Source organism: Mycobacterium sp. IS-1590 (assembly GCF_001500025.1).
Classification (GTDB): domain Bacteria; phylum Actinomycetota; class Actinomycetes; order Mycobacteriales; family Mycobacteriaceae; genus Mycobacterium.
Genome location: NZ_LQIW01000050.1, coordinates 25827 through 40704, shown reverse-complemented (window position 1 = coordinate 40704; position 14878 = coordinate 25827). Strand labels below are relative to the sequence as shown.

Below are 14878 nucleotides of genomic sequence, written 5' to 3'. Positions count from 1 at the left end.
TTGAACGTGCAGCTGAGAAATGCTCTATGCCGACCAGGAGTGCGCCTGTGACCACACTCGAAGAAATCTCCGCGCTGACCCGCCCGAACCACCCCGAGGACTGGACCGAGGTGGACTCGTTGGCGGTCGACACCGTCAGGGTGCTGGCGGCCGACGCGGTGCAAAAGGTCGGCAACGGCCATCCCGGAACGGCGATGAGCCTGGCGCCCCTGGCCTACACGCTCTTCCAGCGCCAGATGCGCCACGACCCCAGCGACGTGCACTGGCTCGGCCGCGACCGCTTCGTGCTGTCGTGCGGCCACTCCAGCCTGACCCTCTACATCCAGCTCTATCTCGGCGGGTTCGGGCTCGAGCTGGACGACATCGAAGCCCTGCGGACGTTCAAGTCCAAGACCCCCGGCCATCCGGAGTTCCGCCACACCGACGGCGTGGAGATCACCACCGGCCCGCTCGGGCAGGGCCTGGCGTCCGCGGTCGGCATGGCGATGGCCTCGCGCTACGAGCGCGGGCTCTTCGACCCCGACGCCCCGTGGGGTGAAAGCCCGTTCGACCACTACATCTATGTGATCGCCTCCGACGGCGACATCGAAGAGGGCATCACGAGCGAGGCGTCGTCGCTGGCGGGCACCCAGCAGCTCGGCAACCTGATCGTGTTCTACGACAAGAATCAGATCTCGATCGAGCACGACACCAACATCGCGCTGTCCGAGGACGTCGCGGCCCGCTACCGCGCCTACGGCTGGCACGTGCAGGAGGTCGAGGGCGGCGAGAACGTCGTCGGCATAGAAGAAGCAGTGCAGGCCGCCAAGGCGGTCACCGACAAACCGTCGTTCATCGCTCTGCGCACGATCATCGGCTATCCGGCACCCAACAAGATGAACACCGGCGACGTGCACGGTTCGGCGCTCGGCGAGGAAGAGGTCGCGGCCACCAAGAAGATCCTGGGCTTCGACCCCGACAAGACCTTCGAGGTGCGGCCGGAGGTCATCGAGCACACCCGCAAGCTGGTGGATCGCGGCAAAGAGGCACACGCCAAGTGGCAGACCGACTTCGACGCATGGGCCGAGCGCGAGCCCGAGCGCAAGGAGCTACTGGACCGGCTGCTGGCTCAGAAACTGCCCGACGGCTGGGATTCGGACCTGACCTACTGGGAGCCGGGCTCCAAGCCGTTGGCCACCCGAGCCGCGTTCGGCCAGGTGCTCAACGATGTCGCGCCGAAGCTGCCCGAGTTGTGGGGTGGTTCGGCGGACCTCGCGGGCAGCAACAACACCACGATCAAGGGCGTGAATTCGTTTGGCCCGCCGTCCATCTCGACCGACGACTTCACGGCGGACTGGTACGGCCGGGTGCTGCACTTCGGCGTGCGCGAACACGCGATGGGAGCGATCCTGTCCGGCATCGTGCTGCACGGCCCGACCCGCGCGTTCGGCGGCACGTTCCTGCAGTTCTCCGATTACATGCGGCCGGCCGTGCGACTCGCCTCGCTGATGGACATCGACACCATCTACATCTGGACCCACGACTCCATCGGTCTCGGTGAGGACGGCCCGACACATCAGCCGATCGAACACCTTGCGGCGCTGCGCGCGATCCCGAACCTGTCGGTGGTTCGGCCGGGTGACCCCAACGAAACGGCGTACGCATGGCGCAGCATCCTGGCCCGCGGCAACGGCAGCGGCCCGGTGGGTTTCATCCTGACCCGCCAGGGCATCCCGGTACTGGAGGGCACCGACGCCGACGGGGTGGCCCGCGGCGGCTACGTCCTCGGCGGCGGTGACCCCGCCGACGACGCGGACGTGATCATCATCGCGACGGGTTCGGAACTACAGCTGGCGGTGGAGGCGAAAAAGCAGTTGGCGGAAAAGGACATCACGGCTTACGTGGTGTCGATGCCGTGTGTGGAGTGGTTCGAGTCGCAACCGCGCGAGTACCGCGATTCGGTTCTGCCTCCGAGCGTTTCGGCGCGCGTCGCGGTCGAAGCTGCCGTCGCGCAGAGCTGGTACAAGCTCGTCGGCGACACCGGCGAGATCGTCTCGATCGAGCACTACGGCGAGTCCGCCGATCACAAGACGTTGTTCCGTGAGTTCGGGTTCACTCCCGAGGCTGTGGTGGCCGCCGCGGAGCGATCGATAGACAACTGAGGTCGAAACGCTAGGAAAGGCACAGCTATGGCTCAGAATCCGAATCTCGCGGCATTGTCCGAGGCCGGCGTGTCGGTGTGGCTCGACGATCTGTCGCGCGACCGACTGCAGACAGGAAACCTCCAGGAACTGGTCGACACCAAAAGTGTCGTCGGGGTGACCACCAACCCGTCGATCTTTCAGGCCGCGCTGTCCAAGGGACACGCTTATGACGATCAGGTCAAGGAATTGGCGGAGCGGGGCGCAGACGTGGACGCCACGATCCGCACCGTCACCACCGACGATGTCCGCAACGCGTGCGACGTGCTGGCCAAGCAGTACGAGCTTTCCGACGGCGTCGACGGGCGGGTGTCGATCGAGGTGGACCCGCGGCTGGCGCACGACACCGACAAAACGATCCTGCAGGCGATCGAGTTGTGGAAAATCGTCGACCGTCCCAACCTGCTGATCAAGATCCCGGCGACGATGGCGGGCCTACCCGCGATCACCGCGGTGATCGCCGAGGGCATCTCTGTCAACGTCACGCTGATCTTCTCGGTGGAACGGCACCGCTTGGTGATGGACGCCTACCTCGAAGGCCTGGAAAAGGCCAAGGAAGCCGGCCACGACCTGTCCAAGATCCATTCGGTCGCTTCGTTCTTCGTGTCCCGGGTGGACACCGAGATCGACAAGCGGCTGGAGAAGATCGGGTCGCAGGAGGCGCTGGATCTGCGGGGTAAAGCCGGTGTCGCCAACGCGCGACTCGCCTACGCCGCTTACGAAGAGGTGTTCGTCGGCGGCAAACGCTACGACGCGCTCAAGGGCGACGGCGCCCGCGTGCAACGTCCGCTGTGGGCGTCGACGGGCGTGAAGAATCCCGAGTACTCGGACACCTTGTACGTCACCGAGTTGGTCGCCCCGAACACGGTGAACACCATGCCGGAGAAGACGATCGATGCGGTCGCCGAGCACGGCGTGATCACCGGCGACACCGTGACCGGCACGGCCGACGAATCGCAGGCGCTGTTCGACAAGCTGTCCGCCATCGGTATCGACCTCCCCGACGTCTTCCGGCTCCTGGAGGACGAGGGTGTGGAGAAATTCGAAAAGTCGTGGCTCGAGTTGCTCGAGGCGACGCAGGAACAGCTCGACGTGAACAAGCCCCCAGCCAAGAAATGACGGACTGGGTGAATCCGCTTCGCGACAAGCGCGACAAGCGGATGCCCCGGATCGCGGGGCCCTGCGGGATCGTCATCTTCGGTGTCACCGGCGACCTGTCGCGCAAGAAGTTGATGCCGGCGATCTACGACTTGGCCAACCGTGGCCTGCTGCCCCCGTCCTTCTCGTTGATCGGATTCGCCCGAAGGGACTGGGCCGACGAGGATTTCGGCCAAGTCGTCTACGAGGCGGTGAAGAAGCACGCCCGCACACCGTTCCGGCAGGAGGTGTGGGACCGGCTGGCCGAGGGATTCCGGTTCGTTCAGGGCACGTTCGACGACGACGCGGCATTCGGCCGGCTTGCCGAGACACTGGAGAAACTCGACGCCGAACGCGGAACCGGCGGCAACCACGTTTTCTACCTGTCCATTCCCCCGAACGCGTTCCAGCCGGTGTGCGAGCAGCTGCACAAGTCCGGTTTGGCGAACCCGCAGGAGGGTCGCTGGAGCCGGGTGGTGATCGAGAAGCCGTTCGGTCACGATCTGGAGAGTGCGCAGGAACTCAACGCGGTCGTCAACAGCGTGTTCCCCGAGGAGTCGGTGTTCCGCATCGACCACTACCTCGGCAAGGAGACGGTGCAGAACATCCTCGCGCTGCGGTTCGCCAACGAACTGTACGAGCCGATCTGGAACAACAACTATGTCGACAGTGTGCAGATCACGATGGCCGAGGACATCGGGCTCGGCGGCCGCGGAGGGTATTACGACGGGGTCGGCGCCGCGCGCGACGTCATCCAGAATCACCTCCTGCAACTGCTGGCCCTGACCGCGATGGAGGAGCCGGTCAGCTTCGGGCCGAAGGAGCTGCAGATCGAGAAGATCAAGGTGTTCTCGGCCACGCGGCCGATGCAGCCCCTGAGCGAGACCACCGCACGCGGGCAGTACGCCTCGGGCTGGCAGGGCAGCGAGAAAGTGGTCGGCCTGCTCGAAGAAGAAGGCTTCTCGAAGGATTCGAAGACCGAGACCTACGCGGCCATCGCCCTGGAGGTCGACACCCGGCGGTGGGCCGGAGTGCCGTTCTTTCTGCGCACCGGAAAACGACTGGGGCGCAGGGTGACCGAGATCGCACTGATCTTCAAGCGGGCACCGCACCTACCATTCGACAAGACAATGACCGAGGAACTCGGCCAGAACGCCCTGGTGATCAGGGTTCAGCCGGACGAAGGCATCACGACCCGGTTCGGCTCCAAGGTGCCCGGCAGCGCCATGGAGGTCCGCGACGTCAACATGGACTTCTCCTACGGGTCGGCATTCGCCGAAGACTCCCCCGAAGCCTACGAGCGGCTGATCCTCGACGTGCTGCTCGGTGAGCCCTCGCTGTTCCCGGTGAACCGGGAGGTCGAATTGTCCTGGGAGATCCTCGATCCCGTGCTGGACTACTGGGCCGCCCACGGTAAGCCCGAGCCGTACGAGTCGGGCACCTGGGGACCGGCCTCTGCCGACGAGATGTTGCATCGCATGGGCCGGGAATGGAGGCGACCGTGATCGTCGACCTGCCGAATACGAACACGAACGACATCAACAAGAAGATCACCGGTCTGCGCGAGGAGGGCGGCGCGATCACCCTGAGTCGCGTACTCACCCTGGTCGTCTCGCTCGATTCCGATGAGCTGCTCGAAGAATCCATCGAAGCCGCCAACTTCGCCAGCCGCGAGCACCCCTGCCGGGTGATCATCGTGGTGCCCGGGGACCGCAATGCCGACGACGCCAGGCTGGACGCGCAATTACGCGTCGGCGGGGATGCCGGCGCCGGAGAGATCGTCGGGCTGCGCCTGCACGGCGAGCTCGCCGACCATGCGAGCGCCGTGGTGCTGCCCTTCTTGTTGCCCGATACCCCGGTCGTGGCGTGGTGGCCGGCAGGCGGGCCGGCGGTGCCTGCCGAGGACCCGTTGGGCCGGTTGGCGATTCGTCGGATCACCAACGCGACGCAATGTTCTGATCCGCTGGGCGCGATCAAGGGGCGCCTTGCCGGTTATACCGCCGGAGACACCGACCTGTGCTGGGCGCGGATCACGTACTGGCGGGCCCTGCTGGCCGCCGCCGTCGATCAGGAACCACACGCGCCGATCGCGTCCGCGGTGGTGTCGGGTCTACGCGACGAGCCGTCACTTGACGTGCTGGCGGGTTGGCTCGCCGCTCGGATCGACGGTCCGGTGCACCGGCAGGTGGGCGAGTTGAAAGTCGAGCTGATCCGCGACGGTGAGACGATCACTTTGCGTCGGCCGCAGAACGGCGTCACCGCGACGCTGAGCCGCACCAGCCGGCCCGAGGCCCGAATTCCGTTGGCGCGCAGGGAGGCCAAGGAGTGCCTGGCCGAGGATCTGCGCAGGCTCGACCCCGATGAGATCTATCACGAGGCCCTGCAGGGAATCGACAAGGTGCAATACGCATGAGCGCGACCATCGAGCGTCATCCCGATACCACGACGTTAGTGGCGGCCGCGGGAGATCGGCTTGTCGCAGCGATTGTCGCGGCCATCGACAAGCGCGGGTCGGCGCACATCGTGCTCACGGGCGGGGGCACCGGCACCGGGCTGCTGAAGCGCGTCGCCGAGAAGGGCACCGAGATCGACTGGGCGAAGGTGCATCTCTATTGGGGCGATGACCGTTTCGTGCCCGAGGACGACGACGAGCGCAACTACAAGCAGGCCCGCGAGGCGCTGCTGGACCACATCGACATTCCGTCCGGCAACGTGCACCCGATGGCCGCGAGCGGCGCGCAATTCGGCGACGACCTCGACGCGGCCGCGGCGGCATACGAGCAGGTGCTGGCCGCCAACGCCGAGGGCGGCGAGCCGGCGCCCGACTTCGACGTGCATCTGCTGGGGATGGGCGGTGAGGGCCACATCAACTCGCTGTTCCCCCACACCGCCGCGGTGCGTGAGACCGAGCGTCTGGTGGTCGGCGTCGAGGACTCCCCCAAGCCGCCGCCGCGCCGGATCACGTTGACGCTGCCCGCGGTTCGCCGGTCGCGGGAGGTGTGGCTGGTGGTCTCCGGTGACGGAAAGGCCGACGCGGTGGCAGCGGCGATCGGCGGTGCTGACGCCGACGACGTGCCCGCGGCGGGCGCGGTGGGCCGCGACGCGACGGTGTGGCTGCTCGACGAGGCCGCGGCGAGCAAGCTCTGACGCGGACTCAGTCGCGCTGCGCCTCGTAGCGCAGCAGGACCGTGCCACACGGGAAGGTGCGGTTCTCCACCAATCGCAGCGGTATCCACGATGGCAAGGACGGGAAGAACGGGGTGCCACCGCCCACGGCGGTGGGTGCGATGACGATCCGGTACTCGTCCACCAATCCGGCCTGCACGATCGGCGCAGCCAGCGTCGCGCCGGCCACCTCCATCTGGCCGTCGGTCTCGGCCTTGAGTTTCGTCACCACCTCGACCGGGTTGCCGCGTTCCAGGCGGGAGTTCCAGTCGACGGAATCGATGGTCTGTGAGAACACGACCTTGGGCATGTCGCGCCAGATGTGGGCGAAGTCGACGATCAGAGGGGTGGCGTCGGGGGCCTGATCCGCGGTCGGCCAGTACGCCGACATCAGCTCGTAGAGTCGCCGGCCGTAGAACGCCAGCGCGGTCTCCCGTTCGAAGTCATTCCAATACCGGTGCACTTCGTCGCTCGGATCGGACCAGTTGATGTTGCCCTCAGCGTCGGCGATGTAGCCGTCCACCGACACGTTGAAGCCATAGATGAGTCTGCCCACGTCCTTCAGACTGCACGAGCGGAACGAACTCATCGCCGCCGCGGGCTTACTTGGGCCGACTTGTCGGGAGCGTGAGTAGTATCGAATGTATGTTCGAGACATTCGAGGATGCGACGGTGATCGAGGTCATCACCGCGTCCTCGCGCGAACAGAGCGCGGCATGCGGCCGTGAACTCATGGCGATCGGCGAGCTCTATGCCCGCCGCGCCCCTGAGCAGGATGACGAGCGGGAGAACTGGGCGATCGACGGCCACGCCAATGTGGTCGCCGAAATCGCGGCGGCACTGAACATCAGCCGCGGGCGAGCGGCCAGTCGCCTGCACTACGCCATCGACCTCCGTGAGCGCCTGCCCAAGGTCGCCGAGGTCTTCGCGAGCGGACAGATCGACTTTCGGATGGTGACCGCCCTGGTCAACCGCAGCTCCAATGTCCAGGACGACGATCGCCTTGCCCGGCTCGACGCGGCTTTCGCGAAATGGTCGCCGAAGTGGATGAAGTTGTCCGGGCCGAAGCTGCACGAGCGCGTCGACATGTGGGTGGAGAAGTTCGACCCGGACGGGGTTCGGGAACCGAAGCCGCCCAGCGACGACCGCTATGTCGAGGTCGGTCCGATCAGTCCAGGCATGGTCGGGGTCTGGGCCAAACTCGCCTTCGCCGATGGTGTGGCTTTCGACACGCGCCTCGATGAGATTGCCGCAACGGTCTGTCGCGACGATCCGCGCACCGCTTCACAACGCCGAGCAGACGCGATGGTGGCGATGAGCGCAGGGCAGATGCGGCTCCAGTGCGGCTGCGGCGCCGAGGATTGCCAGAACGGCTCCCCCAACGAGCCAACAAGTCAGGTCGTCGTCAATGTGATCGCCGAGCAGGCCACGATCGAGGGCCGGTCGGACAATCCGGGATACCTCCCAGGCTTCGGCGCGGTGCCCGCCTCGTTGTTGCGCGAGATGATCGCGACCGCGCGGGTGCGCCCCGTTCCGCTGCCCGAACCCTGCCCTGAGCAGGGCTACCGACCGTCTGCGGCGTTAGCTCGTTTCATCCGATGGCGTGACCTGACGTGCCGCTTTCCCGGATGTGATGTACCGGCATCTGCGTGCCAGATCGACCACACGGTCCCGTATCCAATGGGACCCACCCATCCATCGAACTTGAAGCTGCTCTGCGGGTTTCACCATCTGCTGAAAACTTTCTGGTGCGGCGCCGACGGGTGGTCAGACCGACAGCTCGCGGACGGCACGGTCATCTGGACGGCACCCAACGGGCAGACGTACACGACCACCCCCGGCGGTGCCGAGTTCTTCGAACAGCTGGGCCGGCCCACGGGCGACATCGTGGTCGCCCCGCACCCGAGCGGGCCAGACGATCGTCATCGCGGCGCGAAGATGCCGATCCGCAGGCGCACCCGCGCAGAGGACAAGGCATATCGGATCGCGCTGGAGCGCCAACACAACGCCGAGCGCATCGCTCGCAAAGAGTTGCTCCTCGCCGAGCGACTCGCCAGGGACGACGAACCACCGCCGTTCTGACCAGCGTTCAGCTCGAGAGGGCCGAGAGATCACCGTTCTGTCCATCGCGGAAGCCCTCGTCGTAATCGGCTTTTGCGGTCGTGGTGTCCGATCCGACCATGACAATTCGCGGATCCATCGGGCACTGCCGAGACGTGGTTTCTCCGTGGCTCACATGTGTTCAGACGTCGGGTTACGCCCGGCGGTTCCCCGGCTGCCGTCATAATGGCCCTCATGGCAGACAAGGGTGGTCGACCGGTCCGTACCGGGCCGGAACGCATCAGAAAGCTCGCCCAGGCGGCGCTCAACGCCGACGTCACCGTCGAGCAGGTCGACACCATCCTGGAGGGGCTGAGCGAGACGCTCGAGGACCTCAACAGCTCCACCGCCAACCTCGATGCCACCCTGGAGCGGTTCAACGAGACCATCAATCAGATCAATCAGCTCGCCCCGCGTCTGAACGCCGTGGTCGACCGTATGGAGGGCATAGTCGGGCGGGTGGAACGCATCGTCGGGCTCGGTGAGTCGGTGATCTCGCCGCTCGCCGCGACCGAGCAGGTGGTGCGCGGGGCGGTGAACAAGATGCGCCGCTCGACCGGTCTCTAGATCTCCTGCTGTCTAGCCGCTGTTGCGCAGTGCGCTCGCCAACCCGCTCATCGTGAGCAGGATTCCCCGCTGGACGAGTTCGTCGTCGTCCCCGGACCGATAGCGACGCAGCAGTTCGACCTGGAGATGGTTCAGCGGTTCCAGGTACGGGAAGCGGTTGAACACCGAACGGGCCAGCGCCGGGTTGTCGGCGAGCAGATCGTCCTGGCCGGTGATGAGCTTGTGCATCCGGATCGTGCGCTCATGCTCGTCGGCGATCTTGTCGAACACCCGCCGCCTCAGCTCCTCGTCGTCGACCAGTTCGGAATACCGCGCCGCCAGTCCCAGATCGGATTTCGCCAACACCTGGGCCATGTTCGACAGGACGGTGCGGAAGAACGGCCACCGCCGGTACAGGTCCCGCAAGACCTCGACGCGGTCCTCTCCCGATTCGGATCCCTCGGCGATCCACTCCTCGAAGGCCTTCCCGGTGCCGTACCAGCCCGGCAGCATCACCCGCGACTGACTCCACGCCAGCACCCACGGAATCGCCCGCAAATCCGCGATCGACGTGGTCGGCTTGCGCGACGAAGGCCGGCTTCCGATGTTGAGCGCGCCGATCTCGCTCACGGGCGTGGAGGCCTTGAAATAGTCGACGAAACCCGGTGTCTCGTGGACCAACTCGGCATACGCACGTTGGGCGCGGCCGGCCAGGTCGTCAAGCACCTCGTAGGCCGGGCCGGCCTCGTCACCGAGACCTTCCACGTCGAGCAGCGTGGCCTCCAACGTGGCGGCCAGCAGGGTCTCGAGGTTGCGATATGCGGCCTCCGGTTCGGCGTATTTCGCCGCGATGACCTCACCCTGTTCGGTGAGGCGAAGCGATCCGTTCACCGCGCCCGGCGGCTGGGCCAAGATGGCGTCGTAGCTCGGACCGCCACCCCGGCCCACCGTGCCACCGCGACCGTGGAAGAGCCGCAACCGGATTCCGGTCTTGTGCGCCGACTCCACCAGGTCGAGTTCGGCCCGGTACAGCGCCCAGTTCGCCGCGAGGTAGCCGCCGTCCTTGTTGGAGTCGGAGTAGCCGAGCATCACCTCCTGGCTGTCGCTGCGCGCCGAGACGATCGATCGGTACACCGGAAGGTCCAGCGCCGCTTCGAGAATCGACGAACCACGCTGCAGATCGTCGATGGTCTCGAAGAGCGGCACGATACCGACGGGTGCGTACGGCCTCTCCCCGGAGACGTCGAGCAGCCCGACCTCTTTGAGCAGTATCGCCGCCTCCAACATGTCCGACACGGATTCGCACATCGAGATGATGTAGTTGGGAACCGCCCGGGAACCGAAGACCCGCACCGCCCGCGCGGCCGCCGCGACGATGTCGAGTTCCTTGCGGGCCAGCTCGGACAGTTCGGCGCCGGCTTTGACCAGCGGGCGCCGGGTCGACAGCTCACCGGCGAGCAGTTCTACCCGGTCCGCCTCGTCCAGCGAGCCGTAGTCGGGGTGTACGCCCGCCCACGCCAGCAGCTCGGCGACGACCTCCTCGTGCACATCGGAGTTCTGTCGCATGTCGAGACCGCACAGGTGAAATCCGAAGGTGCGCACGGCCTCCCGCAACCGGGCCAACCGATCGTCTGCCAGCACCGCGCTGCCGTTGGTGCGCAACGACTCGTCGACCACGTCGAGGTCGGCGAGCAACTCTGCCGGCGACTCATAGCGTTCGAGCCCAAGATCGAGTTCATGCTCGGGCTGCTCGTCGAGGATGTCCTTCGCCGTCGACGTCAGCCGGGAGTGGATCACGCGCAGCGCTCGCCGGTAGGGCTCGTCGGCCCGCGCCGGTTCCTCGCACCGGGCCGCCAACGCGTCGAGTCCGTCGCTGATGCGTACCAGCCGCGCCGACATCGACAGCTCCTCTTCCAGCGCGGTGATCTCGGTGAAGTAGTGATCCAGTGCCGTGTACGCGGCTCTGCCGGTCGCACGGCGGACGACGTCGGCGGTGACGTTCGGGTTGCCGTCCCGATCCCCGCCTATCCACGATCCGGGACGCACAATCGGCTCGTCCAGCAGTCCGGTACCGGGCCAACGGGCCTGCAGCTCGTTGCGCACGTCGGCGTTCACCTGCGGTATCACCTTGAAGAACGCGGCTGGGTAATACCGCAGACCTGTCTCGATCTCGTCCTGGATCTTCAACCGCGACAACCGAACCAGCGCGGTCTGCCACAGCGTCAGGATGTGGCGGCGCAGCTCGCGCTCGAAATCGCGGCCGTCGGCCTCGCTGCGCCCGTGCAGGCGCAACCGCATCAGCTCGGTGATGCGGTGTTGAGTGTCGAAGACCGTGCGGCGCCTGGTCTCGGTCGGGTGCGCGGTGATGACCGGCGAAACCATCGCCCCGGCGAGCGCTGCGGTGACGGCCTCGGCATCGAGGTCGACGGCGTCGAGTTTGGCGTACGTGGCGGCGAGGCTGCTGTTCTGCGGCGGCTCCCCCGCTTCGACGTGGACCGCCCGGCGGCGCTCTCGGTGGATGTCCTCGGCGACGTTGGCCAACAGCGCAAAGTGAGTGAAGGCGCGGATCACCGGGATCGCCTGCCTGATGTCGATGCCGTCGAACATCCCCGCCAGCTCCGCGCGGTCGATCTCGGAGCGGCGCACCCGGAACGATTCGACGCGGGCGCGCTCGACGAGATCGAACACCTCGTCGCCGTTCTGCTCGCGCACGGTGTCGCCGAGTATCGCGCCGAGAAGGCGGATGTCCTCGCGCATCGGCTCGGTGGCGTCACGACCCACCTTGGTCCGCTGTACCGCGCCGATCGGTTCCAGCGCATCGGGAAGTTCGGCCATGCGCTCAGTATCGCCGTCGCGGTCGGGGTCTGCGCGGCGGGAATTCCCGGCACCGCTGAGAGCGCGCAAGAAAAATGTCCGAAACCGACACTGCGGCCCGATTCCGGCGCACGCTTGGTACATCACACACCCTCGTCAGAGGACCGACGATGACGAATTCACCTCCACTACTGCATCGACTGATAATCGCCGGCTGTGCCGGCGTCCTTGCCCTGTTGAGCTGGCCCGCCACCGCGGCCGGGGCGCCCGACGACGGCTCGTGGGACGTCGAGCAGTACGACAATTGCATGAAGCAGACGGTCCGCAACGCCGACCTGTGCTGCGTCGACTCGGGCGGCGTGCCGACCAGTGACCCGAACGACACCCAGTCCGACGGATCACCGAACTGCTATGCCCCGCCTGCACAGGCGCAGCAAGCGGAGCAACAGCCGGCCACCCCGATAGGGCCCGGCGCGGTCCGGGGAGACCTGCCCGTTCTACAGCTGCCGCCGGCTCAACCGCAGCAACCGGTGGCCCCCATGCCGCCGCGCGTGCTCGCGCCCTAGAACTGGGGAGCCCGCACGCGGGCAGGTGGATCGGCACCGTCTACAACGGGCCCTGCGTTCCGCGTCAGCTGTACTTGATGAGCAGCGCGACGCCTACGATCGAGACGAGCCAGATGCCGGTGACGAACAGCGTCAATCGGTCGAGGTTCTTCTCCACCACCGTCGAGCCCGACAGGCTGGACTGAACGCCGCCGCCGAACAGCGTGGATAGGCCGCCGCCCTTGGCGCGATGCAGCAGCACCAGGAGCACGACCAGGACACTGGTCACTACCAGGGTGATCTGCAGGGCCAATTCCATGGGCGCCAGACTACCTAATCGGCGGTGGCGCCCACTAATCGGATGGTCAGGGCAGAGGGCCGCCGGCCGCGATGGCCGACAGCGTTGCGAACTGCTCACCGTCGAGCGAGGCGCCGCCGACGAGGGCTCCGTCGATGTCCTCCTGCGCGACGATGTCGCCGACGTTCTTGGCATTGACCGAACCGCCGTAGAGCACCCGGACACCGGCGGCCACCTGAGGCGTCGCCAGCTTGCCCAGCTCGTCGCGGATCGCCTTGCAGACCTCCTGGGCGTCGGCCGCGCTGGCCACCCGGCCGGTGCCGATGGCCCACACCGGCTCGTAGGCGATCACGGCCTGGCCGATCTGTTCGTTAGAAAGGCCCGCCAGCGACCCGCGCAACGACTCGACGTTGTGCTCGACGTGGTTGCCCGCCTCACGGACCTCGAGTTGCTCACCGATGCAGATGATCGGCACCAAACCGTGCCGAAAAGCCGCCGCGGCCTTGGCCGCCACGACGGCGTCGTCCTCGTGGTGGTAGGTGCGGCGTTCGGAGTGCCCGACGACGACGAACGTGCATCCCAGCTTGGCCAGGAAGGCACCGCTGATGTCGCCGGTGTAGGCGCCCGAATCGTGCTGTGAGAGATCCTGCGCGCCGTAGGTCAGCAGCAGCTTGTCGCCGTCGACGAGGGTCTGGACGCTGCGCAGGTCGGTGAATGGCGGGATCACCGTCACGTCGACCTTGTCGAAGTACTTCGCCGGCAGGGCGAACGCGATCTTCTGCACCAGCGCGATCGCCTCGAAGTGGTTGAGGTTCATCTTCCAGTTGCCGGCGATCAGCGGCTTGCGGCTCACGATTTCGGGACCTCTCACTCTTCTAAAACAGCGATACCGGGCAGTTTCTTGCCCTCAAGGTATTCCAGCGAGGCCCCGCCCCCGGTCGAAATGTGGGAGAAGCCCTCTTCGTCGAGGCCGAGCTGACGGACCGCAGCGGCGGAATCGCCGCCGCCGACAACGCTGAAGCCGCCCTTACCGGTCGCGGCGATGATCGCCTCGGCGACGCCCTTGGTGCCCGCGGCGAAGGCCGGGAACTCGAAGACGCCCATCGGTCCGTTCCAGAACACGGTCTTGGCGTTGGACAGCAGCGTGGTGAACCGCTCGACCGACCCGGGACCGATGTCCAGGCCCATCTTGTCGGCCGGGATCTTGTCGGCGGCGACGATTTCGGCCGTCGCGTCGGCGGCGAACTTGTCGGCCACCACGATGTCGACCGGTACGTGGATCACGTCGGCGTAGGTGTCGAGAAGCTTGCGGCAGGTCTCGATCATGCTTTCCTCCAGCAGCGAGGTGCCGACCGAAACGCCTTGTGAGGCAAGGAACGTGAAGCACATGCCGCCACCGATGATCAGGCTGTCGGCCTTCTCGGCGAGCGATTCGATGACCGCCAGCTTGTCCGACACCTTGGACCCGCCGAGCACGACGGCGTAAGGCCGGTCGGTGGAGGTGGTCAGCTGTTCGAGCACCTTGACCTCCGCGGCCACCAGCGTGCCCGCATAGTGCGGGAGCAGGGTCGCGACGTCGTACACCGACGCCTGCTTGCGGTGCACGACCCCGAAACCGTCGGAGACGAAAGCCCCGTCCTCACCGACGAGCTCGGCGAGCTGCCGGGCCAGCGCCATCCGTTCGGCGTCGTCCTTGCTGGTCTCACGGGCGTCGAAGCGGATGTTCTCCAGCAGCAGGATGTCGCCGTCGGTCAGGCCTTCGGCACGGGCGAGCGCGTCGGTGCCGACGACGTCGCCGGCCAGCTGAACGTGGCGACCGAGCTGCTCCCCCAACGCCTTCGCGACCGGAGCCAGTGAGAGCTTTGGATCGGGCTCACCCTTGGGCCGACCGAGATGCGCGGTGACGATCACCTTGGCGCCGGCATCGGAAAGCGCCTTCAGCGTGGGCACAGACGCGGTGATTCGACCCGGGTCGGTGATGTTGCCCTCATCGTCGAGCGGGACGTTGAGGTCCGACCGTACGAGCACTCCCCGATCCGAAACACCTTCTGCGAGAAGGTCTTCCAGAGTCCTGATGGAAGACGAGGCCACGG

13 protein-coding genes are annotated in these 14878 nt (G+C 66.4%); 8 read left to right on the top strand and 5 right to left on the bottom strand.

Going from position 1 to position 14878, the window contains the following annotated elements:
* Window positions 1-47 precede the first annotated feature (47 nt).
* Genes tkt through pgl form a run of 5 tightly spaced genes read left to right on the top strand, consistent with a single transcriptional unit; the run spans window position 48 to window position 6464 of the window.
* The gene (gene tkt, locus AU197_RS23745; RefSeq protein ID WP_064406074.1) at window positions 48-2141 is read left to right on the top strand and encodes a transketolase; all 2094 of its coding nucleotides are present in this window, start codon (window positions 48-50) and stop codon (window positions 2139-2141) included.
* A gap of 27 nt (window positions 2142-2168) precedes the next feature.
* The gene (gene tal, locus AU197_RS23740) at window positions 2169-3299 is read left to right on the top strand and encodes a transaldolase (protein WP_064406072.1); all 1131 of its coding nucleotides are present in this window, start codon (window positions 2169-2171) and stop codon (window positions 3297-3299) included.
* Window positions 3296-4822 (top strand): glucose-6-phosphate dehydrogenase, encoded by a 1527-nt coding sequence (gene zwf, locus AU197_RS23735; protein WP_064406070.1) that lies wholly within the window; start codon window positions 3296-3298, stop codon window positions 4820-4822. Before tal ends, zwf begins: the two co-directional genes overlap by 4 nt.
* Window positions 4819-5730, top strand: a complete 912-nt coding sequence (gene opcA, locus AU197_RS23730; RefSeq protein ID WP_064406393.1) for a glucose-6-phosphate dehydrogenase assembly protein OpcA — start codon at window positions 4819-4821, stop codon at window positions 5728-5730. The genes zwf and opcA overlap by 4 nt, the downstream gene beginning before the upstream one ends.
* Window positions 5727-6464: a 6-phosphogluconolactonase gene (gene pgl, locus AU197_RS23725; protein WP_064406068.1), complete on the top strand. Its 738-nt coding sequence runs from the start codon at window positions 5727-5729 to the stop codon at window positions 6462-6464. Before opcA ends, pgl begins: the two co-directional genes overlap by 4 nt.
* 7 nt (window positions 6465-6471) lie before the next feature.
* Here the strand turns inward: pgl and AU197_RS23720 are convergent, their stop codons facing one another.
* Window positions 6472-7038 carry a dihydrofolate reductase family protein gene (locus AU197_RS23720; RefSeq protein ID WP_064406391.1) on the bottom strand — a complete coding sequence of 189 codons (567 nt, stop codon included), beginning with the start codon at window positions 7036-7038 and terminating at the stop codon, window positions 6472-6474.
* An 89-nt stretch (window positions 7039-7127) separates the two neighbouring features.
* On the opposite strand from AU197_RS23720, the gene AU197_RS23715 reads away from it, so the two are divergent.
* Window positions 7128-8564: an HNH endonuclease signature motif containing protein gene (locus tag AU197_RS23715; protein WP_064406067.1), complete on the top strand. Its 1437-nt coding sequence runs from the start codon at window positions 7128-7130 to the stop codon at window positions 8562-8564.
* Window positions 8565-8777: 213 nt separating this feature from the next.
* A complete protein-coding gene (locus AU197_RS23710) occupies window positions 8778-9149 on the top strand; it encodes a hypothetical protein (RefSeq protein WP_064406389.1) in 372 nt (123 codons plus the stop codon).
* 12 nt (window positions 9150-9161) lie between these two features.
* On the opposite strand, the gene ppc is transcribed toward AU197_RS23710, so the two are convergent.
* Complete coding sequence (ppc, locus tag AU197_RS23705; RefSeq protein WP_064406065.1) at window positions 9162-11963, bottom strand: phosphoenolpyruvate carboxylase; 2802 nt, start codon at window positions 11961-11963, stop codon at window positions 9162-9164.
* A 149-nt stretch (window positions 11964-12112) separates the two neighbouring features.
* On the opposite strand from ppc, the gene AU197_RS23700 reads away from it, so the two are divergent.
* Window positions 12113-12508, top strand: a complete 396-nt coding sequence (locus AU197_RS23700; protein ID WP_156434540.1) for a hypothetical protein — start codon at window positions 12113-12115, stop codon at window positions 12506-12508.
* 64 nt (window positions 12509-12572) lie between these two features.
* On the opposite strand, the gene secG is transcribed toward AU197_RS23700, so the two are convergent.
* From secG to AU197_RS23685, 3 genes are read right to left on the bottom strand one after another with little or no spacing between them, the layout of a single operon-like run.
* Complete coding sequence (secG, locus tag AU197_RS23695) at window positions 12573-12806, bottom strand: preprotein translocase subunit SecG (RefSeq protein ID WP_019348649.1); 234 nt, start codon at window positions 12804-12806, stop codon at window positions 12573-12575.
* 46 nt (window positions 12807-12852) lie between these two features.
* Window positions 12853-13638 carry a triose-phosphate isomerase gene (gene tpiA, locus AU197_RS23690; RefSeq protein ID WP_064406387.1) on the bottom strand — a complete coding sequence of 262 codons (786 nt, stop codon included), beginning with the start codon at window positions 13636-13638 and terminating at the stop codon, window positions 12853-12855.
* 14 nt (window positions 13639-13652) lie between these two features.
* Window positions 13653-14876 (bottom strand): phosphoglycerate kinase, encoded by a 1224-nt coding sequence (locus AU197_RS23685; RefSeq protein ID WP_064406062.1) that lies wholly within the window; start codon window positions 14874-14876, stop codon window positions 13653-13655.
* Window positions 14877-14878: the final 2 nt, after the last annotated feature.

Bases quoted from the DNA above. Each gene is read 5' to 3' on its own strand.
- secG (WP_019348649.1), bottom strand. From the start codon at position 12,806: ATGGAATTGGCCCTGCAGATCACCCTGGTAGTGACCAGTGTCCTGGTC.
- AU197_RS23710 (WP_064406389.1), top strand. From the start codon at position 8,778: ATGGCAGACAAGGGTGGTCGACCGGTCCGTACCGGGCCGGAACGCATC.
- zwf (WP_064406070.1), top strand. From the start codon at position 3,296: ATGACGGACTGGGTGAATCCGCTTCGCGACAAGCGCGACAAGCGGATG.
- tal (WP_064406072.1), top strand. From the start codon at position 2,169: ATGGCTCAGAATCCGAATCTCGCGGCATTGTCCGAGGCCGGCGTGTCG.
- AU197_RS23715 (WP_064406067.1), top strand. From the start codon at position 7,128: ATGTTCGAGACATTCGAGGATGCGACGGTGATCGAGGTCATCACCGCG.
- ppc (WP_064406065.1), bottom strand. From the start codon at position 11,963: ATGGCCGAACTTCCCGATGCGCTGGAACCGATCGGCGCGGTACAGCGG.
- AU197_RS23700 (WP_156434540.1), top strand. From the start codon at position 12,113: ATGACGAATTCACCTCCACTACTGCATCGACTGATAATCGCCGGCTGT.
- pgl (WP_064406068.1), top strand. From the start codon at position 5,727: ATGAGCGCGACCATCGAGCGTCATCCCGATACCACGACGTTAGTGGCG.